Genomic DNA, 24652 nt, shown 5'->3' with positions numbered 1-24652 from the left:
ATGAAGTTTCTTGCTTCAGTGAGTACATTTGCAGGTCGTTACTTCGCTGTACTCGTTATCATCGCAGCATTCACTGCTTTTCTTATGCCAGACCCATTCATCCCGATCAATAGCTACGTTCCGATCTTACTCGGTATCGTTATGCTTGGAATGGGAATGACGTTAAAGCCTGTCGACTTTACACTCGTAGCAAAAAAGCCGACGCCGGTCTTATTAGGTCTTCTCTTTCAATATACAATTATGCCACTCACTGCTTTTCTTATTGCCTTAGCATTAAGCTTACCGCCTGAGCTTGCTGCTGGACTCGTTCTTCTCGGCTCTGTACCTGGTGGAACATCATCAAACGTTATGGTTTACTTAGCTAAAGGAGACTTGCCTCTCTCCATTACGATGACGTCGATATCTACACTCGTTGCGCCAATTGCAACGCCAGCCATCTTATTCTTGCTCGCGGGACAGTGGATGCCAGTTAACTTTATGAGCATGTTCACCATGATTATTCAAGTGATCATTATCCCAGTAGCCATTGGACTTTTACTTAGAAAGTTCGTACCAGTATTTGTTGATAAGACGGTTACTGTTATGCCACTCGTATCGGTTGTTGCTATTCTTGCAATCATGTCTGGTGCTGTTGGTGCCAATGCTGATACACTCGCTTCAGCTGGCTTAATCGCATTCGTAGCTGTCATGCTTCATAACGCCGCTGGCCTTGCACTCGGTTATGCAGCAGCTACCATTTCTAAATTAACCCCTAGTCAACGACGCGCCGTTTCAATCGAGATCGGGATGCAAAACACGGGGCTTGGTGTAACACTTGCAACCGCACATCTTTCGCCTCTTGCCGCAATTCCTAGCGTCATCGGAACGGCTTGGCACAACATTACCGGACCAATCATGGCTACCTATTGGTCAAAACGACCAATAAAGCAAGACGTGCCAAAGGATGAAGATCCAAAAACACCAGAGCTTAACGCTACATCTCACTCATAGAGACTGCCTTCAAATTCTCAAACCTAAGAGAATTTGAAGGCTTTATTATTTGTTAGAATATTTTAAAATCAATATTGATTTCTTGAAGGATAAACTTCATACTTATATAAAAATAATCAGCAATCACTTCAATGACAACATAACTGAAGTGATCGTTAGGGGGACATCATGAAAACATACTATTCGAACAAAGGGCTTTTCGTTGTAAGTGCTCTAGTTTTACTAGCCGCTTGTGGCAACGACGAACCGCAAGATACGACCGAAGCTGAACACACTTCTTCTCCAGATGCAACGAGTGAACTTCGTGTAGCCTTTAACGCCCAACCACCATCACTTGATCCTTACATAACAACAGCCGTAGCAACGAGAGACATCGCTCGCCACATTTACGAAGGTCTCGTAACGTTTGATGACAATTATGAAATCCAACCTTGGTTAGCGGAAAGTTATGACGTTAGTGATGACGGGACGAGCTATACGTTTGCACTGCGAGAGGATGTTTCCTTTCATAACGGTGAAACGATGACTTCTGACGATGTTGTTGCTTCCATGGAGCGTTGGTTTACTACAGCAGCTAATGCAAAAGAAGAATTCAGCGATGCAACAATCTCTGCAGTGGACGAGTACACCGTTTTATTGGAATTAGAAGAACCTTCAGCTGTTGCCATTACAACGCTTGCTTCTCCAGATGAAATTGCTGCAATAACCCCTGCAAACCTTGCAGAGAGCGCTAGTGCAGATGGCATTAGTGAACACATCGGGACCGGACCTTATAAATTAGAAAATTGGCAACATGATCAACATATTCATTTATCAAGATTTGAAGACTACGAAAACCCAGAACAAACATCCACTGGGCTCGCATCACTACGCGAAGCACATGCCAGTGACATCTACTTTGAATTCGTTACCGACCCGTCCACACGCGTTGCCGGCATGCAAAGTAATCAGTACGATGTAGCAAATGCAATTCCTTTTGACAATGTCGAGCAATTAGAACAAAACGCTACCGTCGTTAACCATGCGGATCAAAACGGGTTTAATGCGTTAATCTTTAATAAAGAGCAAGGTGTATTTAGCGACCAAGCCATTCGCCAAGCAGCGAACACTGCACTGAACATGGAAGCGATTCAACAAGCTGCATTTACAAATGAAGAGTATTATAAGATCTCCCATGACTTTATGACAGAAGATCGAGCAGACTGGTACACTGAAGTCGGTTCAGAATACTACAATCAAAATGATCCAGAACTCGCTCAACAACTGTTAGAGGAATCGGCTTATAATGGAGAAGAAGTCGTTATTTTAACGTCTAGAGATTATGACGATCACTATAGTGCTGCGGTAGTTATTCAACAAGAATTAGAAGCGATCGGCATGAACGTGACATTAGACCTTTATGACTGGCCTACCGTATTAGAAAGACGAGCAGATCCTACCGCTCATGATGCGTTTGTCACTGGTTTCCAAACACCTGCATCACCAACCAATACGTATTCCTAGAGTCTAGTGCTGGTTGGCCAGGTTGGACGAACAGTGAAGAAATTGATCAACATGTTGACAACATCCGTACCGCAGTCGATCAAGATGAAGCGATGGGATATTACGAAGATTTACAAGAAGAGATTTGGACATACCTGCCCCTTATTCGCTTCGGAGATAAAACAACCATTACGACTGTTCGTGAAAACGTAGATGGCTATGACTTCCAACAAGGTTTAATTCTTTGGAATACACATGTTACTGATTAACTAAAGGAGCTTTGACATTGAAAATTACTGACCTGACCTTAAGAACCGTAGAAATGACGATGAAATTCCCCTTTGAGACGAGCGTTGGCGTAACGGATACAAGAGAAATACTATTAATTGAAGTTACCGATGGAGAGTACGTCGGTTACGGTGAGTGCGTAGCAGATATCGATCCTTACTATAGCGAAGAGACGGTTGAAACAGCGATTCATATTATTAAAGACTTCATTATTCCGAGATTAAAAGGTGCGTCCATTCAGCACCCTTCTGATATTTCTAGTCTGTTAGCACCAATTCGCCGTCATCAAATGGCAAAAGGTGGCGTTGAATGTGCACTGTGGGATTTGTATGCAAAGCAACAAGCAAAATCCCTTTCCGAAGTGCTCGGTGGCACAAAAACGGAAGTACCTGTCGGAATTAGCATTGGGATTCAAAAAGATGTAGAAACACTTATAGAAAAGATCAACGTGTACGTGAATGAAGGCTATCAGAAAATCAAAATCAAAATTAAGCCTGGGTTTGATTATGAAATTCTCAAACAAGTTCGTGAAGCTTTCCCAGCTGTGTCAATCATGGCAGACGCCAATTCTGCTTTCACGCTTCAAGATCTCGAGCTATTTAAGAAGATGGATACACTCGACTTACTGATGATTGAACAACCACTTGCTTATGACGACATTGTTGATCATAGTAAGTTACAAGCTGCCATCCAAACACCAGTATGCCTCGATGAAAGTATTCATTCATTTGAAGATGCTAGAAAAGCAATTGAACTAGGTAGTTGTAAAACGATCAACATCAAAATCGGTCGTGTCGGCGGTCTGTTCGAGGCGAAACGAATCCACGACCTTTGTGCTGAAAATAACATTCCGGTCTGGTGCGGAGGGATGTTTGAAACAGGAATCGGACGTGCTCATAATGTAGCAATCTCTAGTCTCCATAACTTCTCCATTCCTGGAGACACTGCCCCTTCTGCCCGTTATTGGGATAAAGATATTATTGAACCTGAGATTACGATGAGTGAAGCTGGTACCGTTGCTGTTCCTACAGAACAAGGTATCGGTATCACGGTTGATCAAACTCATGTTGACTCAATTACGAAAAGACTAGAAACGTTCTCTATGTAAAAGAATGGATGGTGTAGCACTTGATTCAGTCCAAATTGCATCAGCTTTACCCGAGCCTGTCCAAATCCAAGCAAAAAGCTGCCCACTACATGATTGAACACCCAGAACAAGTTGCATTATATCCTGCTCAGAAAATTGGTCGTCTCGCTAATACGAGCGAGACGACCATCATTCGCCTTTGTCAAGATTTAGGATATAACGGCTATAAACCATTACAAGAAGCGTTGCAAGCGCAAATGATTACCGATGAATCTGAAAGCTCAAATGACTTGCTCGGTCGTTTCGAAATGAAGACGAACACGCTCAAACATGAACAAGATCTAATCGAGTACGAGAAATACAACGCTCTTTTTGACTTGAAAGAGACATTTGAAACCGTATCACAGCAAACGCTTCACCGTTTCGTTTCAGCGATTACTTCTGCTGAAGAGATTGTTGTAATTGGTTTAAGAACCTCTTTTTCTGCTGCCCACTGGCTAACGTATTCATTAAATGCGTTAAAAGGAAACGCAACGCTCTACCGAAGCGGCATTGATGAAAACATTCATCTACTTAATCGAACCTCAGAGAAAACCGTGCTCATTGCTTTTTCTTTTTCAAGATACACAAAAGAAACGCTCACGTTTACTCGTGCTGCCAAATCTCGTGGTGCAACTGTCTTAGCAATTATCGATGAACACCGTGCACCGATACACGAAATTGCGGATTGCTCCATGATCGCTGGTAAACAAGATTCAATCGTCCCTTCAAAACGCATGATTTCACTCTTTGCAATCATTCATTTGTTATTATCTGCTCTTTCGGTCAATGACTATGAAAGCGTTGCGAAACATTTAAATGACTATGAAAAAGCAAACCTTAGCGTATCACCGTTTATTTGAACGTGTTAGGAGATTTTTATGGATGAACAGACGAAGCATTTCAACCTTATAAACATTTATCATGATTTACACGAACTGGCTGAAATTAGCGGAGAAGAGCATCAAACTACCCGCTATTTAACGAACCACCTTCAACAGTTAGGTCTTCATGTTCACCATTTTAAAACGACCACAGGTCTGTATGTTGAAGTTGGACACGGCAAACGCATCATTGCACTGCGAGCTGATATCGATGCTGTTGACCAACAAGTAAATGGCGAGTGGAGACCGAATCACTCTTGCGGTCATGACGCTCATATGACCATCGCTTTAGGTGTTATTTCAAACCTTTTAAACAGGCATAGTACATTACCTGAAGACCATACGTATCGCTTTATTTTTCAACCTGCAGAGGAAACCGGCTTAGGCGCAATGTCTCTATGTAAAGAAGGGGTTATCGATGACGTCTCGATGCTGTTTGGGATGCATCTTCGCCCGATTCAAGAGCTATCGTCAGGTCAATACTCACCTGCCATCCAGCACGGTGCCTCTCGTTTTATGACTGGAACAATTACTGGCGACGATGCTCACGGTGCAAGGCCCCATTTGAATGTAAATAGCATTCAAGTCGGGATGGATTTTGTAGCTAAGCTCAATGCCATGTCACTAGATCCGATGGCCACTTATTCAGCGAAAATGACAGCTTTTCACGCAGGTGGAAAAAGTCCGAACATCATTCCAGGGAATGCTCATTTCAGTTTAGACCTCCGTGCAGATGAAAATGACACGATGGAGCTTTTGACAGCGAACATTATGAATATCAAGGACACACTTCGCTCTTATTACGGTGTGGAAATTGAATTAACGATTGGTGACGATACACCGGGTGCAGTGATTGACGAAACAGCTGAAGCGATTCTATCCAAAGCAATTGTCGAATGTGTTGGAGAACAAAACCTTAAACCACGTCTCCATACACCCGGAAGTGATGATTTTCATAACTACACAATCTACCATCCCGCGCTTAAAGCCACCATGCTCGGTATTGGATGTAACTTAGAACCTGGACTTCATCACCCTGCAATGCATTTTGATCTTGATCAGTTACGTGCCGCAGTTCGAATTTTGTCTCATGCAATGCAGATTTCTACGTAAAAAGTTCGACTGGAAGTTCCAGTCGAACTTTTTTATTCGATTTCTCCAAAGGCTGCTTCTAATTGCATAAGTCCGTGTCCATACTCATGATGCTCCCCAAGCGGCATAGCAGTATCAATCATCATTTGTCTAAGTTCCGATGCACTTGCATGAGGGTTTTTCTCACGTAACAACGCAGCAAACCCTGCCACTTTCGGTGATGCCATCGACGTCCCACTTAATGTTTGATAACCGTCAGTGCCAAACGTGCTATACACTTGGTCACCCGGAGCCATAATCGTTAATTCGGGACCTACGCTTGAAAACGGAGCCCGTCCATTTGACTGGTTTGTTGCCCCTACAGCAACAACTGAATCATACGCGGCTGGATAACTAACAGTACTGGCCCCTGTTTGACTTGCACCTGTATTACCCGCTGCTGCTACGACGACGATATCTGCTTCTTCTGCTGCATCAATCGCGTCAGACATGACTGTAGAACCTGTTGAAGAACCGAGACTTAAGTTCATCACATCCATGTCATTTTCAATCGCCCAATAAATTCCTTGAATGATACTGTTTAAGCTTCCTGATCCGTTCCCAGCTAATACTTTTACTGCGTAGAGGTTCGCCTCAGGCGCAACGCCAACAACGCCAAAATCGTTATCTAATGCTGCAATCGTACCGGCAACGTGCGTGCCGTGGCCGTTAGAATCGACAAACGGATCTTCATATACGAAGCTTTCACCACCAACGACGTTCAAGTCAGGATGTTCAGCTTGAATCCCTGTATCCAAAACAGCGACATCAATTCCTTCTCCTGTAAATCCATTGGAATAATATACTGGAGCACCAATATGTTCAATCCCCCAAGGAACCTGTTGTTGCTCTACATTGACGACTTGGTCTCTTTCTATATAGTCTATCTGCTCAGAACGTTCGAGTTCAGCAACTTCTTCATCAGTCATTGAAGCATATAAAACCTTTAACTCGTCATACTCATATTCAACGTCTAATTCAAAAGAGGTTTCGATCTCCTCACGTTCGAGCCAAGATGAATCTTTAACTCCAATAAAGTAACCTTCTATTTCTTCTGCGTGAACGACATCTGTCGAAAAAGCAAACAAACACGCGAAGCCACAAGCTGTTACCCCGTTTACTCCCCTTTTCCCCATGTCTAGTTCCCCTTTTTAAGTAATTTTCGTTACTATGCGTATTGTACAAATCGAACGAAGGGGCATCTATACAAAAAATATGTCAATCTAGTTGACGTTTTCTATCTATGGTAGTTTTATGAATTTTTTCTTTCGTTGTATTTACTTTCACTTAACGAGAATCAAGCGCGCTCACTTATTTTCACCACCTTTACCAAACCTGTATAAATTCTCCTTTCATGGTAACGATAACTTTGAAACGTTGTTATGCAGAGGAGATTGAACATGAACATTGGCAGATTACAACCTATTCATATTTATATTTTGATTATTATTGCCACTGGCTTTATGGTGCATGTTCTCCTCATGCCTAGCCTTTTGAATTCTGCTGGTCGAGATGCTTGGCTTAGCGTATTGGTTAGTTTGTTTACGATGCTAATCATCGTAACTGTAATCACTATGATTATTCGCACGTTAAATGGCAAAGATCTTGCTTCGTTTCTTAAAGATCACTACCCCGCACCTGTGGCCTGGGCAATTCTCACTTGCTTTATAATCGTTTTCTTTGCTGAATCGCTGATCTCATTAAAGTTTTCGGTTGATTGGGCAAAGTCAAATTACGCAGCCGACGCTCCAGAGTTAATCATTGCTTCTGGCTTTATTCTTTTATGTTTTTATGCTGCATACAAAGGTTCGTTTGTTCTTGGATTGATTGCTGTAATACTGTTTCCGATCGTATGTTCATTTGGAATTCTTGTAGGCGTTGGAAACATGAAGAGTAAAAACTACGACCTCCTGTTTCCGATGTTCGCGGACGGCTATACCCCGATGTTCGAAGGAATCATGTATACCAATTCTGGTTTTCTAGAAATGATTTATATTTTATTCCTACTTAGCTATACGAAGAAAAAATTAACATTCAAAGGCCTTTTCTTATCCGGGTTGGTCATTTTCATTCTCATTCTCGGGCCTCTTACAGGATCTCTTTCTGCGTTTGGGATTGCTGAATCACTAAAACTAAACACACCTGCTTATGAACAATGGCGACTTCTATCACTTGGGCGCTACATTACACGACTAGATTTCCTATCCATCTTTCAATGGTTTAGTGGCTTACTCGTACGAGTCGCATTGTTTACAACCTTACTGAATCAATTGCTCCCATTTAAAAAGAAAAAGATTTCTTTAGTCATCATTTATATCATCCTATTTATTCTCATTATCTTACCTCTTTCACATCGATCATTTGTCGAACTCATGCATAACGTTTATTTCCCATTTACCTTTTATTTCTTGAGCAGTGCGTTGCTGCTACTCTCAATCCTCGTCTGGATAAAAAAAGGAGGCGACACTCATCAAAAAAGTCAAAGGCGTGCCCGCTCAAATTAATGCTGTATTTGCATCAACCGATGACGTCATCATCTCCACACACGAACTGGCAGGCGATGCAACGTATACACTCGTTTATTGTGAAGGACTAATCGACCTAAACCTTCTCTATCAATCTCTTCTACCTAACCTTAGTCAGGTTGTTAACCAATCAAAGCGTCAAAAAGGAGTTCATTTAGACCGTTACTTCGAGCCCCTCCCAATTTCTCTTCAAGGAAACTATATGAAAACTTTAGAAGAGAACGTTTTTTTAGGTTCTGTCGTCGTCTATATCGAAGAAAGTCATTCACTTCATAGCATCTCAATTCCTAAAATTAACAATCGTAACGTACAAGAGTCGAACATGGAGGTATCAATCCGTGGTCCAAGAGACGGATTCATAGAAAGCGCCATTGACAATGTCTCCTTAATTCGAAAACGTTTAAAAACAAGCACCTTAAAAGTCAAAACATACTCGATCGGCCAAAGAAGCCACACTCAGGTGAAGTTGCTTTACATGGACGACGTCATTGAACCCAAACTCCTCACTGACATCGACAATCGTTTAAAAAACATTGATATTTCAATCGTATCAAGCAGCTATCAGATTGAGGAATTGCTCTATGATAACACCTATTCACTCGTACCATTAGTAGAGTATAGTGGCCGACCAGACTTTGTTGTTGATGCCATTAACGAGGGAAGATTTGCAATCATTATAGATGGCAATCCTAGTGCTTTAATTGGTCCGACAAATTTCTCGCTGCTCATTCGTTCTGCTGAAGATACACAATCAAGTTTCTTCTATGTAAATGCAGAGCGACTCATTCGAATCACTGCGTTAATTACGAGTATCCTTTTACCAGGCTTTTGGTTAGCGATTACGTCCTATCAAATTGATCAAATTCCCTTCCCACTTGTGGCCACCGTCGCCCAATCACGGGTAGGTCTACCTTTATCTTCACCGCTCGAGATCTTTCTCATGCTCCTCTTCTTTGAGTTGTTCAAAGAAGCTGGGATTCGCCTACCTAAACCCGTTGGTCAAACCGTTGCCGTACTCGGTGGTCTAATCGTCGGTGATGCTGCTATTCGAGCAGGTCTTACATCACCAGCAACACTCGTCGTTGGAGCAATTACACTCATTTCAACCTACACGCTTACTGATCAAAGTCTTGCTGGGAACATTCTAATTATCCGCTTTTTCATCGTCGGACTTGCCGCGCTCCTCGGTCTTTATGGCTTCTTTATCGGGGTATTTCTGTTACTCATTTATATCGCATCTTTAACAAGCTTTGGCTTCCCATTTGTGAGTCCTTTAAACCGCATGAAAAACATCAATGATAGTGTGTTTCGCCTGCCTGTGAAAAAGGATCGCACCCGAAGCGTGGCCTATTATCCAACAGACCCGAAGAAATAAGGTGGATAACGATGAAAGGAATACAGATTCTACTTATAATGATTTTGGTAAGCCTGTTATCTGGATGTTGGGGAATCAAAGAAATTCAACACCAAACTTACGTTACAGCGATTGGCATTGATTATGAAGACGACCTTTATCAATTATACTTCCAGTCATTAAGTTACAGCTCTGTTGCAAAAGTCGAAGGTGGTGGCGCCGATACGACTGAATCACGTATTATTGTCGGTTCAGCTAGCGGAAGTACGATTGAACAAGCACTCGGTCGCATAGAACAAGTCGCTCAACTACCAGTTAGTTATTCACACATAAACACAATCTATGTTTCTCCAACAATTCTAGAGGAGCAACAACTTAAGATTGTTAAAGATTTTTTAGGTCGGTGGCCTTTCCTCCGCTACGACACATGGTTATTCGCTGTCGATGATCCGATCGAGGAAATCATGTTGCACAACGACTTTTTTAGTCGTGCACCTGTTTACTCGTTTACTTATGACCCAGCAGAATTGTTAAGCGAGAATTCATTTATTCCTGTGTTAAGCTATCAAACGCTTATCCAACATTATAATGAACCGTTCGGTTCAATATTGGTTCCTTCCTTAACGATTAAACGTAACGCATGGAGAGATGAAAATGCTGATGAGCCAATTCTCAACGTGAATGGCGGCTACTTTATTGAACAACAAGAATTAAGGGGATTCCTAGATTTAGATAAGTTAAAAGGGATGGATTGGTTTAATAAAAAAACAGAGAAACTTCACGTTACATTGCCAGAAGACCTTGTATCTGCACAGTTTGTTTACCCTAAACTACACATCCACGTGTTAACTGAAGAAAACGAGCCTCGTTTCCAAGTCGAGATGAATGTGAAAGCCGCTTTATTGAGCAATGTAAATCAACTCGGTGAAAAAGAATTGATAAGGAAGCTTGAAGAACGTCTCGTGCAAGACATTACAGAAACATTTATGCACGGCATCGATCTTAACGTAGATATTTATCAACTAAATGAGAAAGCGTTCCGCTTTCATCCAGGAGTATGGACGCATGAACAGTTAGAGAACCTTAATGAAAACTTCCTAGATCGCGTTGATATTACAGTAGAAATTCTTGATCAAGGAAATTATCAATAAAAAACTGAGCCATCACTCCTGCGATGGCTCAGTTTTATGATTCAAGCAATGTTACAGAGACGCTGACGTCAAGGTTCTGGTTACCGCCACGGTAAACACCTTGTACCGGACTTACATCCCCGTAATCTCGGCCGACTCCGACTCTGATATGATTCTCTAAGGCTTCAACGTTATTCGTCGGGTCTAAGCTAATCCACCCGATTCCTGGTGCCATAAATTCAACCCAAGCATGGCTCGCAGCATCACCGACTAACGCTGAATCCTCTCCAACATACAAATAGCCACTCACATAGCGGGCAGGAATTCCTTGCGCCCGCAAAACACCGATCATGGCGTGCGCAATATCTTGGCATACACCACTTTTTAATTCGATTGCTTCTCTTGCAGTTGTATTCACATTCGTGGAATTTGAATCATACGTAAAATGTGCATATAAATAGTTCATGAGCGATTTTGCAAATTGGACAGGATTCTGAATGTCACCAATTTCATTTTTCACATTCGTCACTTGATGAGGTTCTAAATACGTATAGTTCGTCTGACTTAAGAATGGTAAATATTGATCTCGAAATAACTGTGAACTAAAGATATCTTGCATCGCTTTTGAATACGTTAGTTGATCGACAAATGGGCTTCGTTGAATACTAACGACACTTGTTGTCTTCACCTCAAGATGGGTGTGGGGTTCAGCGATATAGAAGCTCTCCACCGTGTTTCCCCAAATATCCGTATAATGAGACGTTAATGAATGTGGCGTGATTTCAGTATGATATGCGAGTAACCGTTGACACTCATCCGTTTTTGGCTCTAATCGAATGCTATTCATACTTTGGTCAACAGGTGTCTCGTAGTCAAAACGATTAATATGAATGATCTCGTATTTCACTACGCTATTCTCCCTTGCTGTCGATTTATACCCCTACACTTTTAACGGTGTGTAGTAAGGTTGTATGCCTTGAAATGCTTGCTCTAAGTCAACGTCTTCAAACGACAGCTGCATCACTCTTTCGATGATGATATTGATTTCTTGCACGAGGAGCTGCGTGTATGACGAACCTCTTTCCCCTTCTAACTTTACGATGGCGTCCGTTGCCCGTTTTAAACAATATTCAATTGAACCGGGGAAATTCGGCTCCGCGATCATGAAATGTAAAACATAACTCGGTTCAATTGAAGCGTTTCTTTGTTGCAAAAACGCCTCACTCCCATTAATCATCTGTAAAGCAAGTCGCATGAAATACCGCAATGAGCTAGGGTCTTCTTCTACTTTTTCACTGATCGCTTGTAGCATACGCTGCGTATATTCAGCACGCTCCACCCATTTACCAATCTTCATGATTTGGTAAGGCATTCCTCGCATCGTCGTAGACTCAATGACACCTTGCGCAGAGAGTGACGTCATTTTTACCCGTTGCAATAAACGTTGCATCTGGTAATCACTGTAGTCATCAAACTTTGCAAACTCAACGTCTAAGAAGAACACATTAATGATTTGCCATAAATCGTCGTTAATATGATCTCGGACGCTTCTGGCATTCTCCCTTGCAACTCGTACACAGTTCATCACAGAATTAGGATTTTCTTTTGCAAATAACAAATACGATAGAACCTGATGCAAAGTAATTGTTCCTTTAGCCTTCAACCGATCGGCTTCTTCTTTTGATGCAGCCACATTTACAGCCGTATACAACTCTTCTTGTACGAGCAAATCTTCTTCTTGGGATTCTAACACTTGTAGAACTTGAACAGACAATAAGCTTGCGGTCTTCTCCGAGCGCTCCAAATTCCTCGACATCCAATACAAAGCATCTGCTACTCGAATCAACATTATACTCTTACTCCCTTTTTAAGCACCCACGTATCTTTACCACCGCCACCTTGTGAAGAATTGACGACGAGAGAACCTTTCTTAAGAGCGACTCTAGACAACCCGCCTGGAATGACTCGGACTTTCTTTCCACTCATTGCATACACACGTAAATCAACATGGCATGGATAAAACTGATTATCTTGAAATGCAGGTGCCCGTGATAACTTGATTGTCGGCTGAGCGATGTATTGCTCTGGGTTTTCAGTAATCTTCTCTCGGAATAAATTCAATCGTTCTCGAGTAGAATGGGGACCAATTAACATGTCATAGCCACCTGATGATCCGACATTTTTAATGACGAGCTGATCAAGTCGTTCTAACACCCACTTGCGCATAGAAGGTTTACGGAGTGAATACGTATCAACATTCTTCAAAATTGGTTCTTCGTTCAAATAGTAGCGGATAATGTCTGGAACAAAAGCGTAAAGCGCCTTGTCATCAGCCACACCATTTCCCATTGCATTTACAATCGCGACATTCCCAGCACTCGCTGCACGATACAACCCCTTTACACCGAGTAAAGAGTCTGATCGGAACTGTTCTGGGTCTAAGTAGTCATCATCAATTCGCCGATAAATAACATCGACTTGTCGCAGACCATGAATCGTTCTCATGTACACAGATTCACCTTTAACAACGAGGTCACTACCTTCTACAAGCTGAATCCCCATTTGTTGGGCTAAGAAGACATGATCATAGTAAGCTGAATTGAATACACCTGGGGTCAGCAGGACCGCAACAGCACTTTTCTTCCGAGAACTATAATCCATCAACGTCTGTCTTAAAGGGTCTAATTGCTGCTCAATCTTATACAGCGTATGTTCCTTAAAGAATTCTGGGTAAACGTGACGCATCACGAAGCGGTTTTGGTACATGTAGGAAAGTCCTGATGGATTACGTAAATTATCTTCGAGAACTCGGTACTCTCCACGATCGTCACGAATGAGATCAATGCCAGCTAAAAAGATATGATTCGTTAACGGAAAAGGAAACCCTTTTAAATGCTCAATGTAATAGGGGTTATCTTTAATTAGGTATTCAGGAATTATCCCTTCCTTAATGATTCGTTCTTCACCATAAATGTCTTCTAAAAATGCGTTCAGACCTTTAATTCTTTGCTCAATGCCCCGTTCAATTTCGACCCAATCTTCACTTGAAATGATAATGGGAATAAAATCAAATGGCATCGTCCGTTCAGTACTAAGGTTATCTTGGTAAAGAGTAAATGTGATCCCTTGGCGCAAAAATGACGCTTGTGCTTGTTCGTGTTTTAACTTTAGTTCTTCACGGTCAAAGGAACGAATGGTATTATGCAGCGTTCGATAATGAGGTTTTACCTTACCTTCTGAAGTAAACATTTCATCGAAATACGTTTCTGTTTGATAAGGTTTTAATTGTTCCACCGTATATTGTTCACTCCTTTAACGTACAAGTTACATAATGATTCCCTTTTTTTGGATACCCGAAACAATGATTCCGATAGTTTCTTATTATTTGAAATATCTTATTGTTTATCCGCGCTTCTTTTCGGGTAAAGCTTTGTGAGTATCTCTGTTGAATGGGGTTGGGTTGTGGATGGAAATTGCCTCTTCTCTTCTTATAGCGATTGCATATGGTACAATCCTCTGGTCAATCTACCAAATATTATTCAAAGACGATGATCTTGTAACTGAAGGTCTAGTCGGCATGTATTATATGATTTTACCTATATTTGTTGGGCTTCCAGCATTTCTGTTAGTCAGTCAGTTCTTGCATGCGGTTACATTTCCGTTAACGATTGCCATCGTTCTTTTACCGTTTCTTTCTATTCTTTCTACAATTATCATGATTTTATTCGTATACCGTCATCATTTCACACCATAAATGCATAATTCCCGTCCCTTTTTGACAATCTATACGTCAAGGAGGGGATGAATCATGGGTCACAAAAGCAACAAAAACCAAAAGCACGATCACCAATTCCGTGAAACGAGCAACCATGGGGAGCATCGCAACGGTCGCCTCAGTCAGTTTAAGAATTCAACCTCAGGTGAGGACGATCACTATAATCAATACGTCAGTAGCAAAGACAACGACTAACAATAAATAAGAGCTGCTATCCCACATGGATAGCAGCTCTTATTTATTGTTGTTTTAATGATGCAAACCTTTGAGCGAACTTTTCTAATTGTTTTTTTAAATGCCATTGGTCATTTGAAAGCATGCGAATATGGATTCCACGGTCTTCTAAGCGTGTGACCCCTGCTTTGCAATTACTTATACTCGTTAGCTCATCATGAAGCTCTTGAACGTCAACTGATGAGGCTGCTTCAGAAAAGAACCAGATTGAACCGACATACCGATACTCCCCAAGCACGCCAAAGCGCTGAATCGCTTCTTTCTCCGGTTGAAACCGAAAGGCATCAAGCGCTAGTAAACGTCCATCTAGGTAAACTTCCATACGTTGTTCCAGTTCATAATAACGAAAGCTCTCTCCTCGATGTTCTCGACCCGGTGCAATAAGATCTGCCCAAATTAACGAGGAATTCGAACGTAATTGTACGACGGTTTTCGTTTTGAATCTCGACTGTTCAAATGGAATCACTGCTTCAGGAAAATAGGTGACCGACGCCTCTTCACCTACGGTAATATGAAGTTCTTGTACACATGGCTGTTCATTGTGTGAAGGGTAGATCTTAGTAGCAGACTGGGGAATTAATGTTACATTTGCCTTCGCTTTTGCATTTATGAAAAACGTATTGCGATCACCAGCAACCATTCCCCCGGATGATTCCATTAAGTACACATAAGCATGTCCAGGATTCGCCTCATCAAGACGCAATACGCGACTGACTTTTAATGGCGGTTGCTGGAACGCATGGATCATCTTCGTTTTGTCTCGATGATATGCAAATGAAGCTTCTAATACACCGTCATGCTTTGGTCTTTGCATATTCCATCCTTTCAAACAACAAATCCTTTTGGATCCACTCAATTATCTCCTCGACACCTGTCCCGCTTTTCACATCAGCGAATACATACGGGCGCCCATCTCTCGCTAATTTGGTATCGCTCTTCATGACCTGTAAGTCTACCCCTACGTGAGGTGCGAGTGTCGTTTTATTCACAACTAAAAGATCTGACCTTGTCACCCCAGGACCGCCCTTACGAGGAATGTCACCACCTTGCGCGACATCGATTACATAAATGAAAGCATCAACAAGTTCTGGACTAAACGTAGCGGATAAATTGTCCCCACCACTTTCTAAAAACAGAATCTCCAAATCTTCAAAACGATCACAAAGCGTATCAATCGCTTCAAAATTCATGGACGCATCCTCTCGAATAGCTGTATGGGGGCACCCTCGTTTCAACACCTAAAATACGATCCTTCGGCAATACCCCGTTTTGCGTTAGAAACTGGGCATCTTCTGTTGTATAAATATCATTCGTAATGACGGCGACCGAATACTTCTCATGCATCTGACGTGTTAATTGTTCAATCATCGCAGTTTTTCCTGACCCTACTGGACCAGCTACACCAATTCTAACCGTTGCCATCGTTGTCTCCTCCTTATGAAATAAATAATCTAGATCGTAAAAACTGATGGTTCATCGATGAAATATCAATGAGTAATGCATTGTTAGCAATGTCATCAATCGTCTGGCTTTGGATCGTTTTTGTAAGCTCAGAAATTAGCGGAAACATCGCGTGAACCGTACGAACACCTGCTTGCTGCCCGAGAGGAATCGCTCTCACTGCATTGGTGATGAGGCTATTCATCGATGAATATAGAAACGTCGAAACAGCAACATCAATAGAGACCCCTAAAAGGCTCGTATACATTCCAAACACGACCGGGTAATGACCGTCGATTTGCTTTTGCTTTAATCGCTCTCTAAACGCTTCGAATTGGGCGTCATTATGCAATGGGGTAACCGTTTTAATGAATTGCCTTCCCATCATTGCAGATCCCTTTCGAGCTTCTTCTGTTATTTTGAAAGCATGACAGCGATGATCAAGCTCTATGAGTTGTTCCAACTCACTCTGAGAAGCTCGTTGATAGGCTTCTTGCACGAACAATGCATCCCCAGTTGCAACGCTGTTCGTTAAATAACTCGACAAGTACTCCACAAGCTCATGTTCATTCGTAATTGCTTCGTCTTGTATGAACGTCTCCATTCCAAAAGAGTGGGTATACCCGCCAATTGGAAAGGCAGAGTCAAGGATATGGAGCAATTGCAACATTTGCCCATTAGTGGTGGTGGCTTCTGTATTTGAATGGGGCGTTAAATCGTTGTGATTCTTGCTCATACTGCACCCCTATCTCATCGAATAATCGTTCGAGCGTAGCATCGTACCGAACCGTTATCCGATCTTCTTCGACCAAGCACGGTGTATGACGATTGCCTAATTCAAATGAAGCTTTGCCCATTTCTTGCATCGATTTAGGATAAACGACAAACACTGGCTCCATTTTCGTACGTAGAACAATTTGCACGTCATGATCTTCATACAAAACATCTCCGACATGTAAATGCTGTGCATCCTCTAGCTTAATTGCTATCTCTCTTCCTTGATCTGTCGTTCTGCGCATTCTCCGTTTGTTTAACTCTTCCCACTCAACTTCAAGCCATTCTTTCATCTCTTTTTCTGGGTGTCCGTTCTGAATATTTCCAAGTACTTCAGTAATAATCATGTTCGATCCTCCACTATCAAAATAAAAAGTATCGTTGTGCTAGTCCGACTTTTTCAACCGGCTCACACGTCATAAGTTCACCATTCACTCGTACCTCATACGTTTCAGGGTTAATCGTAATCTCTGGCGTTGCGTCGTTTAACTTCATCGATTTCTTCGAAATACTGCGGCAACCTTTCACAGCTACAACACGCTTTTTCAGTTGTAGGCGTTCAGGTACCCCAAGATCAACAGCACTTTTTGACATAAACGTTATACTCGTTTGCTCTTTCGCTTTCCCATAGTTCCCAAACATCGGTCTCATATAGACCGGTTGAGGTGTCGGATGGACGCATTTGGATCACCCATTTGGGCGTACGCAATCATTCCGCCTTTTATAATTTGTTCTGGTTTTACGCCGAAGAACGCTGGTTCCCAGAGCACCAAATCAGCTAACTTACCTACTTCTACAGAACCTACCTCATGACTAATTCCATGTGTAATTGCAGGATTAATCGTATACTTGGCGATATAACGCTTTACTCTCGTATTATCATTGCCACTACCTTCGTCTTCAACGAGGGAACCACGTTGAAGCTTCATCTTATCTGCCGTTTGCCACGTTCGGATTAACACTTCGCCGACTCTGCCCATCGCTTGAGAATCTGACGAAATAATGCTTAAAATGCCTAAATCATGAAAGATATCTTCAGCTGCAATTGTTTCTGGGCGAATGCGAGAATCCGCGAATGCAACATCTTCAGGAACATTGCCATCTAGATGATGACAAACCATTAACATATCAAGGTGCTCATCGATTGTATTTACGGTGAATGGTCGAGTTGGATTTGTAGATGATGGCAACACGTGGTCAAGACCGGCTATTTTCATAATGTCAGGAGCATGTCCTCCGCCTGCACCTTCTGTATGGTACGTATGAATAACACGACCATCAATTGCTGCTATTGTGTCCTCGACAAATCCAGCTTCGTTTAGCGTATCCGTATGAATAGCAACTTGGATATCCATTTCGTCAGCGACTGTAAGGCAATGGTCAATTGTGGCTGGCGTTGTTCCCCAATCTTCGTGTAACTTCAAGCCAATGACGCCAGCATCAATTTGTTCTTCTAACGGTGCGTGACCAGAAGCATTGCCTTTCCCTAAAAACCCTAAATTCATTGGGAAGTCTTCTGCAGCCCGTAACATTTGATGAATGTTCCATTCCCCTGGAGTAACTGTTGTGGCATTTGTTCCCGTTGCAGGTCCTGTACCTCCACCAATCATCGTTGTTGTCCCTGATGCAATGGCCGCTTCAATTTGTTGAGGCTTATAAAGTGAATGTGTGCATCAATCGCTCCTGCTGTGACGATTTTGCCTTCGGCAGCAATAACTTCCGTAGCAGCACCAACAACCATATTGTCCGTCACACCATCCATAACGTCAGGGTTTCCTGCCTTGCCGATTCCGACAATCCTTCCATCTTTCACACCGATGTCTGCTTTTACGATGCCACTATAATCAATGATTAAAGCGTTCGTAAAAACTAAATCCAATACGCCATCTTCTCTCGTTCTCGTACTATTCTGTCCCATGCCATCGCGAATGACCTTGCCGCCACCAAACTTAATTTCATCACCGTAATGTGTATAATCATGCTCAACCTCAACCCAAAGGTCCGTATCCGCAAGGCGCAGCTGATCACCGGTTGTTGGTCCAAACATACTACTATAGGCTTTACGAGACATCTTCATGAATGATCACCTTCCGCAATGAACTGACGTTCTTTTGCACGTCTCACGAATTCTGTTACATCGCTACTTCCCGCCGTTAAATCGTTGAACCCATGAACAACTCCTGATCCGCCAAACATGACGAGATCTACCTCCCGTTCTTCTCCTGGTTCAAATCGCACAGCGGTCCCTGAAGCAATATTAAGACGCATGCCAAACACCAATTCTCGATCAAATGTAAGCATCCGATTCACTTCCGAAAAATGATAGTGGGAACCTACTTGAATCGGACGATCGCCCTCGTTTCTTACTCGAATCGTTACTGTCTTACGATTTACATTGCATTCAATGTCTTCCTGACGAAGACGATATTCACCTGGTATCATCGACATTCTCCTTATTGAATGGGCTCGTGGACTGTGACGAGTTTCACACCGTCTGGGAATGTTGCCTCGACTTGTACGTTTTCAATCATTTCTGGAATTCCTTCCATTACATCTTCAGCCGTTAAGACATGTTTCCCTTCTGACATTAACTGTGCAACGGTCTTCCCATCTCTTGCTCCTTCGAGAATAAAGTTGCTAATCAGTGCAATTGACTCTGGGTAATTCAGTTTCACTCCACGCTCTTTACGCTTTAATGCCAGCTCACCTGCTACAAATAACAGCAGTTTATCTTGGTCGACTGGAGACAATTTCACTTCGATCACCCTTTATGTAAAATAAAAACATTCTAATTTGTTGATTTCTTCATCGTATCTTTCTGACGAAACTTTCTCAATATTTTTGTAAGATAATCTAACAATAGCAAACGAATGCTAGATTGAGCAATAAATAGTAAGTTTTCAGTTATCTCGTTTCTATTTGTGATAGTATTCTAACTAAGTATTGAAAGGGAGGAAGAACATGACAACATTACAAGACGTATTTCCGAAGATCGTTGAGTGGAGAAGACATTTACATATGCACCCTGAACTCTCCTTTGAAGAGGTTGCGACACCTGAATACATCGCAGAAAAACTTGAAGCACTTGGTCTCGAAGTCACGACACACATTGGTGGCCGAGGCGTTGTAGCCAAGTTACAAGGTAAACATGATGGACCAACGATCGCGTTTCGTGCCGATTTCGATGCTTTACCGATTGAGGAAGAAAACGATACAGAGTATGTTTCTAAAAACCCGGGCGTAATGCACGCTTGCGGTCACGATGGACACACCGCTGCGTTACTAGGCGCAGCAACCATTCTTACAGAGTCCAAAGACCAACTAAGCGGCACGATCGTCTTTATCTTTCAACATGCCGAAGAACTTCCACCTGGTGGTGCAAAAGAGATGATTGCTGATGGATGCTTAGACGATGTAGACTACATCTTTGGTGCTCACGTACAATCTGGTCTTGAACTTGGGAAAGTCAATGTTCGTCAAGGACCTTCCATGGCTGCTGTGGATCGTTTTAAGATTCGGGTTCAAGGTAAAGGTGGGCATGGGGCTATGCCGCATACGACTGTTGATTCAATCGTTGCAGGATCAAAGCTCGTACTTGATTTACAACAAATTGTAGCAAGAAGAGTCGATCCAATGGATAACGCCGTTGTAACCGTCGGAGTATTCGAAGCAGGCAAGGCATTTAATGTTATCGCGGACTCGTCAACGATTCAGGGAACCGTGCGCACGTTTAAGCCTGAAACGAGAAAACAGATTGAAGAAGACATTCGTGGAATTGTACGAGGGCTTGAAGCAAGCAACCATGTCACGTGCGACATTGACTATTTAAATGGATACCCTGCTCTTGTAAATCACGCAGAAGAAACCACACTTGTCGGTTCCATCATCCAAGAAACATTTGGAGAAGACGCTTGGATTCAAGGTGAACCAGTCCTTGGTGGTGAGGATTTTGCGTATTATTTAGAAGAGAAGCCAGGTTGTTTCTTTCATGTCGGCAGTCAAACCGAAGAAGAATGGACTACGTTCCCTCACCATCACCCACGATTTGACTTCGACGAACGTGCACTGTTAAACATCGGTGAATTATTCTTAAAGATTGCTCATCACTATTTAGTCGCTAAGTAATCTGATGTAACTGTTCAACCGTTGTTTTATAGGGGCCCCGCCTTGAGCAAGCTGCTTTTGGCCCCCTCCTTTTCCGCCAATCATAGCTAAAAAATCTTTTAAACATTCGTTCATATCTAGGTCTACGTCGTTTCCTCTTGCGAAAACACACTGTACCTTTTCGTGGGGTATGACAGTAAACAAGCGTACCGTAAGTGTAGGTTGCTCTTGAGTTGCTAGCTTCGCAAGAAGTTGTAAGTCTTTAATTGACCTATTTTCATATACCCGTTCAATAACCGAATGCGTCCCATCCACACTCGCCAACTTCATAGTGATGCAGTTGCTCGTGTGCTTGCTCAAGTTGATTAGAACGGAACTCATTTACTCGGCGTAACTCTGTGAATTGTTCTTCCATTTTATTATTTTCTATATTCCAACGTTGGACGGCTCTTAGACCGCATACGAAGTGCAATCGTACGCTTTTTCGAACCTTTTCGGTTTTTAGTAGCTTGATGATGCCCACTTCACTTGTTGTAAGAGGATGCGTTCCTCCACATCCGTTATAGTCATACTCAGAAACGATGACAAGTCGGATCTGTTCGTTTACCGTTGGCGCTTTACGTAATGGATAATGGTGCAACTGATCGTTTGTTACAAAGCGGGTTTCAACGTTTCGATTTTCAAAAACGATAGAGTTCACAGCGCGTTCGACATGGACCATCTCTTCGTTTTGAAGCGAAGGAATATCAAGATCGATCGTGACCGTTTCTTTACCTAAGTGAAATCCGATCGTTTTATAGCCATACACATCGTCAAACGTTGCACTAAGAAGATGTTGCCCTAGATGTTGCTGCATGTGATCAAACCTTCGGTGCCAATCGATGACACCGGTCACTGTAGCACGTTCTATCGGCTCCTTGATGTAATGACGAATCTCCCCATCAACTTCTTGAGTGTCATACACTTCGGCGCCAGCCAAATGCCGGTATCACCAGGCTGTCCGCCTCCTTCTGGATAAAATGCGGTTTGATCCAGTACAATGTAGTCACTCGTCGTTTTAATCACATTCGCTTCAAATTCTTTTAAATAAGCGTCATCATAATAAAGTTTGTGTGTCATCATAATCCCCTTTTCAACTAATTATTGGAGGTTTTTCAATGAGTTTTTCAAAGCGCATTCGACAGACTGCTGATTCAATTTGGCAAGCAAGCATCAGCATCCATTCGTTCAAGGCATTGGCGATGGTTCTCTAGATCTTGAATCGTTTAAGTATTACATGAAGCAAGATTATGTCTACTTGATTGATTATAGTAAAGTGATGGCGAAAGCCGTCGTGCTCGCACCAGACTTAAAAACAATGACTTCTTTCTCTCATGCATTGCATGAAACGTTAGCCATCGAAATGGACTTGCATAGAGCTTACGCCAAAAGGCTTGGAATTAGCGAAGAAGAATTAGAAAACACAACACCAGGTCCAATTACGATCGCTTATAGCGGTGCAATGCTCGCTGAAGCAGAAAAAGGATCACTTGCTGAATTAATCGTAGCCATTTTACCATGCGCTTGGAGTTATTACGAGATTGGCACAGCGCTCGCCAAAACCCCAGGTAGTACAGAGCACGAGTTTTACGGGGAATGGGTTCAGATGTATAGTTCAGAGCAATTTGGCGAAATTGCTACACACCTTATAAACCTTCTCGATGAACTGGCACAATACAAGTCTGAGAAAGAACTGGACAAACTTGAACAAATTTTCTTAAACACGAGTCGATATGAATATCTATTTTGGGATATGTCTTACAAACAAGAAGGTTGGCCAATTTAACTAAAAAGACTCCCACCAAAGCAACCTTTGGTGGGAGTCTTACCATTTACGACGAAAGTTTTTGTTTTACTAATTGAGCTAATGGCTCATCTTCAGACAGAGCACTTACGTTCAAAAATGCCTCATAAGCGCCATGCTCTTCAATTAACGCTCGTAATTGTTCGCTTTCAGGATCATCGTCTGCATAGAACTCAAGCGCGTTCACAATTGCTTGTACGAGATGCTCTGGGTTCCCTTTACGAGCAAAAGCTTTCGCAGGTTTTACGAGTCGATCATTTGGGCCAAGTTTGCGGATCGGCCCACGTCCAACTCGAGCAACCGTATCTTGCAAGTACGGGTTTTTGTAGCGTTCTACAATCCGTTCAGCATATTGTCTATGCTCGTCTTCATCGAACCCATAATCTTCAACGAGTACGGTTGACGTTTCACGAAGCGCACCGCGGACATGTTCCTCAATATCGCGATCAAGCATCGCATCAACAATTCTCATTTTCCCTTGCTTCATTCCAGCGTATGCCGCTGCTGCATGACCTGTATTTACTGTAAAGAGCTTGCGCTCTAAATAAGGGTCAAGTTCGTCAACGAGCTTCGCTTCCCCAAGGATCATATCGCCTACCAACATCGGCGCTTCTACAACCCACTCGAAAAACGGCTCAACAGTAACTGCTAGAACATCCTCCGAAGGAACACTCGGTACGATTCGGTCGACCGCAGCATCTGCAAAGCCAATCCAATCTGGAACTTCCGTTGCATGTTCAAGTACATAAGACTTCAACGTGCTCGTCGCACGAATTGCATTTTCACACGCAATAATATTTAACGGAGTCGCTGTGATTCGCTTCTCAATACCCTTTGCAATGACTGGAGCGATGCGTGGTAAAATGTTCGGTCCAACCGCAGTTGTGACAAGATCTGCATTCGTTATCGCAGAAATAACCTCATCTTCTTCCGTCAGGCTATTCAAACCGTCAACACCATTAACCTGAAAACTTGATTGCTCTTCTGATGCAATGGTTACGGTATACCCTCTTCTAGACTTAAGAGCGTTAATAACCTCTTCATTCACATCCACGAACGTAACTGCGTAGCCTGCTTGTTGCAAAAGTGCACCGATAAACCCTCTGCCAATATTCCCTGCTCCAAAGTGCACGGCATTCATTTACGCATTTACCTCCGAGAAGAAGTTTAGAACATCTTCTGCAGACTTTGACTGTAGCAGTGCATGAACATTTTCTTCTTCAGAACAAGCAATCGCAATCTTAGATAAGATCTCTAAGTGCTCGCCGTCTTTCCCAGCAATTCCGATAACAACTTGTACATCATTTCCATCCCACTGAACTTTTTCGTCAAGGAGTAGAATGCTAAGTCCAGACTCAATTACTTCATCTCTTGCATCTTCTGTTCCGTGTGGAATTGCAAGCAAGTTGCCCATATACGTAGATGTCAGCGCCTCACGAGCATGCATTTTCTCAAGGTAGTCTTGTTTCACATACCCTTCTTGTACAAGCACCTCTCCTGCACGGTCAATGGCTTCATCTCTAGATACAACCTCTACGTTTAGTTGGATATTCTCAGCTTTTAAAATCATAA

Annotated in this window: 27 protein-coding genes and 2 pseudogenes; 13 read left to right on the top strand and 16 right to left on the bottom strand. The window is 42.4% G+C overall.

The annotated features are described in order from the left end of the window. The 6 genes from JCM19038_RS06970 to JCM19038_RS06950 all read left to right on the top strand — a co-directional run bounded on the left by JCM19038_RS06970 (position 1) and on the right by JCM19038_RS06950 (position 5883). Entirely contained in the window at positions 1-990 is a 990-nt protein-coding gene (locus JCM19038_RS06970; protein WP_042416051.1) for a bile acid:sodium symporter family protein, read from the top strand. Between the two features lie 168 nt (positions 991-1158). Further along, positions 1159-2493: an ABC transporter substrate-binding protein gene (locus JCM19038_RS06965; RefSeq protein ID WP_052361201.1), complete on the top strand. Its 1335-nt coding sequence runs from the start codon at positions 1159-1161 to the stop codon at positions 2491-2493. Positions 2494-2585: 92 nt separating this feature from the next. Beyond that, entirely contained in the window at positions 2586-2741 is a 156-nt protein-coding gene (locus JCM19038_RS22685; protein WP_193745064.1) for a hypothetical protein, read from the top strand. A 17-nt stretch (positions 2742-2758) separates the two neighbouring features. Then, positions 2759-3868: an o-succinylbenzoate synthase gene (gene menC, locus JCM19038_RS06960; RefSeq protein WP_042416048.1), complete on the top strand. Its 1110-nt coding sequence runs from the start codon at positions 2759-2761 to the stop codon at positions 3866-3868. Between the two features lie 20 nt (positions 3869-3888). Further along, positions 3889-4749: a MurR/RpiR family transcriptional regulator gene (locus JCM19038_RS06955; protein WP_081831665.1), complete on the top strand. Its 861-nt coding sequence runs from the start codon at positions 3889-3891 to the stop codon at positions 4747-4749. An 18-nt stretch (positions 4750-4767) separates the two neighbouring features. Then, positions 4768-5883, top strand: coding sequence for an amidohydrolase (locus tag JCM19038_RS06950; RefSeq protein ID WP_042416040.1), 1116 nt, complete (start codon positions 4768-4770; stop codon positions 5881-5883). Between the two features lie 32 nt (positions 5884-5915). On the opposite strand, the gene JCM19038_RS06945 is transcribed toward JCM19038_RS06950, so the two are convergent. Next, positions 5916-7037 carry a S8 family peptidase gene (locus JCM19038_RS06945; RefSeq protein WP_042416037.1) on the bottom strand — a complete coding sequence of 374 codons (1122 nt, stop codon included), beginning with the start codon at positions 7035-7037 and terminating at the stop codon, positions 5916-5918. Positions 7038-7301: 264 nt separating this feature from the next. On the opposite strand from JCM19038_RS06945, the gene JCM19038_RS06940 reads away from it, so the two are divergent. The 3 genes from JCM19038_RS06940 to JCM19038_RS06930 are packed head-to-tail and all read left to right on the top strand — an operon-like array spanning position 7302 to position 10931. Further along, positions 7302-8405 (top strand): endospore germination permease, encoded by a 1104-nt coding sequence (locus tag JCM19038_RS06940; RefSeq protein WP_042416033.1) that lies wholly within the window; start codon positions 7302-7304, stop codon positions 8403-8405. Further along, complete coding sequence (locus JCM19038_RS06935) at positions 8389-9801, top strand: spore germination protein (protein ID WP_052361200.1); 1413 nt, start codon at positions 8389-8391, stop codon at positions 9799-9801. Before JCM19038_RS06940 ends, JCM19038_RS06935 begins: the two co-directional genes overlap by 17 nt. 11 nt (positions 9802-9812) lie before the next feature. Continuing rightward, positions 9813-10931: a Ger(x)C family spore germination protein gene (locus JCM19038_RS06930; RefSeq protein ID WP_042416027.1), complete on the top strand. Its 1119-nt coding sequence runs from the start codon at positions 9813-9815 to the stop codon at positions 10929-10931. Positions 10932-10965: 34 nt separating this feature from the next. Here the strand turns inward: JCM19038_RS06930 and JCM19038_RS06925 are convergent, their stop codons facing one another. Genes JCM19038_RS06925 through JCM19038_RS06915 form a run of 3 tightly spaced genes read right to left on the bottom strand, consistent with a single transcriptional unit; the run spans position 10966 to position 14159 of the window. After that, on the bottom strand, positions 10966-11817 hold the full coding sequence (locus JCM19038_RS06925; RefSeq protein ID WP_042416025.1) for a transglutaminase family protein: 852 nt from the start codon (positions 11815-11817) through the stop codon (positions 10966-10968). 33 nt (positions 11818-11850) lie between these two features. After that, the gene (locus JCM19038_RS06920; protein WP_042416023.1) at positions 11851-12759 is read right to left on the bottom strand and encodes an alpha-E domain-containing protein; all 909 of its coding nucleotides are present in this window, start codon (positions 12757-12759) and stop codon (positions 11851-11853) included. Continuing rightward, the gene (locus JCM19038_RS06915; protein WP_042416316.1) at positions 12759-14159 is read right to left on the bottom strand and encodes a circularly permuted type 2 ATP-grasp protein; all 1401 of its coding nucleotides are present in this window, start codon (positions 14157-14159) and stop codon (positions 12759-12761) included. Before JCM19038_RS06915 ends, JCM19038_RS06920 begins: the two co-directional genes overlap by 1 nt. A 217-nt stretch (positions 14160-14376) precedes the next feature. On the opposite strand from JCM19038_RS06915, the gene JCM19038_RS06910 reads away from it, so the two are divergent. Together JCM19038_RS06910 and JCM19038_RS22680 are read left to right on the top strand one after the other, a co-directional pair. After that, complete coding sequence (locus JCM19038_RS06910; protein WP_042416022.1) at positions 14377-14664, top strand: hypothetical protein; 288 nt, start codon at positions 14377-14379, stop codon at positions 14662-14664. Positions 14665-14718: 54 nt separating this feature from the next. Then, positions 14719-14880 carry a hypothetical protein gene (locus JCM19038_RS22680; RefSeq protein WP_193745063.1) on the top strand — a complete coding sequence of 54 codons (162 nt, stop codon included), beginning with the start codon at positions 14719-14721 and terminating at the stop codon, positions 14878-14880. A gap of 43 nt (positions 14881-14923) precedes the next feature. Here the strand turns inward: JCM19038_RS22680 and JCM19038_RS06905 are convergent, their stop codons facing one another. From JCM19038_RS06905 to ureA, 7 genes and pseudogenes are all read right to left on the bottom strand, one after another. Further along, positions 14924-15733, bottom strand: a complete 810-nt coding sequence (locus JCM19038_RS06905; protein WP_042416020.1) for an urease accessory protein UreD — start codon at positions 15731-15733, stop codon at positions 14924-14926. Then, a pseudogene (ureG, locus tag JCM19038_RS06900) lies at positions 15714-16341 on the bottom strand (urease accessory protein UreG). Before ureG ends, JCM19038_RS06905 begins: the two are co-directional and overlap by 20 nt. Positions 16342-16354: 13 nt before the next feature. Further along, a complete protein-coding gene (locus JCM19038_RS06895) occupies positions 16355-17095 on the bottom strand; it encodes an urease accessory protein UreF (RefSeq protein ID WP_081831662.1) in 741 nt (246 codons plus the stop codon). After that, a complete protein-coding gene (locus JCM19038_RS06890; protein ID WP_042358808.1) occupies positions 17037-17480 on the bottom strand; it encodes an urease accessory protein UreE in 444 nt (147 codons plus the stop codon). Before JCM19038_RS06890 ends, JCM19038_RS06895 begins: the two co-directional genes overlap by 59 nt. 16 nt (positions 17481-17496) lie before the next feature. Continuing rightward, positions 17497-19210 (bottom strand): annotated as a pseudogene (ureC, locus tag JCM19038_RS06885) (urease subunit alpha). Then, entirely contained in the window at positions 19207-19575 is a 369-nt protein-coding gene (locus JCM19038_RS06880; protein WP_042358809.1) for an urease subunit beta, read from the bottom strand. The pseudogene ureC and the gene JCM19038_RS06880 overlap by 4 nt, the downstream one beginning before the upstream one ends. An 11-nt stretch (positions 19576-19586) precedes the next feature. Then, positions 19587-19889 carry an urease subunit gamma gene (ureA, locus tag JCM19038_RS06875; RefSeq protein ID WP_042358811.1) on the bottom strand — a complete coding sequence of 101 codons (303 nt, stop codon included), beginning with the start codon at positions 19887-19889 and terminating at the stop codon, positions 19587-19589. A gap of 205 nt (positions 19890-20094) precedes the next feature. Here ureA and JCM19038_RS06870 point away from each other — a divergent pair, with 205 nt between their 5' ends. Further along, on the top strand, positions 20095-21258 hold the full coding sequence (locus JCM19038_RS06870; RefSeq protein ID WP_042416015.1) for a M20 family metallopeptidase: 1164 nt from the start codon (positions 20095-20097) through the stop codon (positions 21256-21258). Here JCM19038_RS06870 and JCM19038_RS25380 read toward each other — a convergent pair. The 3 genes from JCM19038_RS25380 to JCM19038_RS20520 are packed head-to-tail and all read right to left on the bottom strand — an operon-like array spanning position 21244 to position 22356. Then, positions 21244-21567 carry a DHHA1 domain-containing protein gene (locus JCM19038_RS25380; protein WP_373902574.1) on the bottom strand — a complete coding sequence of 108 codons (324 nt, stop codon included), beginning with the start codon at positions 21565-21567 and terminating at the stop codon, positions 21244-21246. The two genes, JCM19038_RS06870 and JCM19038_RS25380, sit on opposite strands and share 15 nt — an antisense overlap. Then, entirely contained in the window at positions 21527-22216 is a 690-nt protein-coding gene (locus JCM19038_RS06860) for an alanyl-tRNA editing protein (protein WP_152549356.1), read from the bottom strand. The genes JCM19038_RS25380 and JCM19038_RS06860 overlap by 41 nt, the downstream gene beginning before the upstream one ends. Then, positions 22144-22356, bottom strand: a complete 213-nt coding sequence (locus JCM19038_RS20520) for an alanine--tRNA ligase-related protein (protein ID WP_052361194.1) — start codon at positions 22354-22356, stop codon at positions 22144-22146. Before JCM19038_RS20520 ends, JCM19038_RS06860 begins: the two co-directional genes overlap by 73 nt. A gap of 79 nt (positions 22357-22435) precedes the next feature. On the opposite strand from JCM19038_RS20520, the gene tenA reads away from it, so the two are divergent. Continuing rightward, positions 22436-23062, top strand: a complete 627-nt coding sequence (gene tenA, locus JCM19038_RS06855) for a thiaminase II (protein WP_152549354.1) — start codon at positions 22436-22438, stop codon at positions 23060-23062. A 46-nt stretch (positions 23063-23108) separates the two neighbouring features. Here tenA and JCM19038_RS06850 read toward each other — a convergent pair whose 3' ends face one another. Both JCM19038_RS06850 and JCM19038_RS06845 read right to left on the bottom strand, forming a co-directional pair. Then, positions 23109-24221 carry a mannitol-1-phosphate 5-dehydrogenase gene (locus tag JCM19038_RS06850; RefSeq protein ID WP_042416009.1) on the bottom strand — a complete coding sequence of 371 codons (1113 nt, stop codon included), beginning with the start codon at positions 24219-24221 and terminating at the stop codon, positions 23109-23111. After that, the gene (locus JCM19038_RS06845) at positions 24222-24650 is read right to left on the bottom strand and encodes a PTS sugar transporter subunit IIA (protein ID WP_042416007.1); all 429 of its coding nucleotides are present in this window, start codon (positions 24648-24650) and stop codon (positions 24222-24224) included. Positions 24651-24652 lie beyond the last annotated feature (2 nt).

Source organism: Geomicrobium sp. JCM 19038 (assembly GCF_000698125.1).
Taxonomy (GTDB): Bacteria; Bacillota; Bacilli; order Bacillales; family Marinococcaceae; genus Geomicrobium_A.
This window is presented reverse-complemented; position numbering and strand designations above follow the sequence as displayed.

Coding starts and splice junctions, on each gene's coding strand:
- JCM19038_RS25380 (WP_373902574.1), bottom strand. CDS start 21,567: ATGAAGTTGGCGAGTGTGGATGGGACGCATTCGGTTATTGAACGGGTA.
- JCM19038_RS22680 (WP_193745063.1), top strand. CDS start 14,719: ATGGGTCACAAAAGCAACAAAAACCAAAAGCACGATCACCAATTCCGT.
- JCM19038_RS06940 (WP_042416033.1), top strand. CDS start 7,302: ATGAACATTGGCAGATTACAACCTATTCATATTTATATTTTGATTATT.
- JCM19038_RS06920 (WP_042416023.1), bottom strand. CDS start 12,759: ATGTTGATTCGAGTAGCAGATGCTTTGTATTGGATGTCGAGGAATTTG.
- JCM19038_RS20520 (WP_052361194.1), bottom strand. CDS start 22,356: ATGACACACAAACTTTATTATGATGACGCTTATTTAAAAGAATTTGAA.
- JCM19038_RS06905 (WP_042416020.1), bottom strand. CDS start 15,733: ATGCAAAGACCAAAGCATGACGGTGTATTAGAAGCTTCATTTGCATAT.
- JCM19038_RS06845 (WP_042416007.1), bottom strand. CDS start 24,650: ATGATTTTAAAAGCTGAGAATATCCAACTAAACGTAGAGGTTGTATCT.
- JCM19038_RS06890 (WP_042358808.1), bottom strand. CDS start 17,480: ATGATTATTACTGAAGTACTTGGAAATATTCAGAACGGACACCCAGAA.
- JCM19038_RS06910 (WP_042416022.1), top strand. CDS start 14,377: ATGGAAATTGCCTCTTCTCTTCTTATAGCGATTGCATATGGTACAATC.
- JCM19038_RS06950 (WP_042416040.1), top strand. CDS start 4,768: ATGGATGAACAGACGAAGCATTTCAACCTTATAAACATTTATCATGAT.
- JCM19038_RS06870 (WP_042416015.1), top strand. CDS start 20,095: ATGACAACATTACAAGACGTATTTCCGAAGATCGTTGAGTGGAGAAGA.
- JCM19038_RS06880 (WP_042358809.1), bottom strand. CDS start 19,575: ATGATACCAGGTGAATATCGTCTTCGTCAGGAAGACATTGAATGCAAT.
- JCM19038_RS06850 (WP_042416009.1), bottom strand. CDS start 24,221: ATGAATGCCGTGCACTTTGGAGCAGGGAATATTGGCAGAGGGTTTATC.
- JCM19038_RS06945 (WP_042416037.1), bottom strand. CDS start 7,037: ATGGGGAAAAGGGGAGTAAACGGGGTAACAGCTTGTGGCTTCGCGTGT.
- JCM19038_RS06970 (WP_042416051.1), top strand. CDS start 1: ATGAAGTTTCTTGCTTCAGTGAGTACATTTGCAGGTCGTTACTTCGCT.
- JCM19038_RS06930 (WP_042416027.1), top strand. CDS start 9,813: ATGAAAGGAATACAGATTCTACTTATAATGATTTTGGTAAGCCTGTTA.
- JCM19038_RS22685 (WP_193745064.1), top strand. CDS start 2,586: ATGGGATATTACGAAGATTTACAAGAAGAGATTTGGACATACCTGCCC.
- JCM19038_RS06895 (WP_081831662.1), bottom strand. CDS start 17,095: ATGAGCAAGAATCACAACGATTTAACGCCCCATTCAAATACAGAAGCC.
- JCM19038_RS06965 (WP_052361201.1), top strand. CDS start 1,159: ATGAAAACATACTATTCGAACAAAGGGCTTTTCGTTGTAAGTGCTCTA.
- JCM19038_RS06915 (WP_042416316.1), bottom strand. CDS start 14,159: ATGTTTACTTCAGAAGGTAAGGTAAAACCTCATTATCGAACGCTGCAT.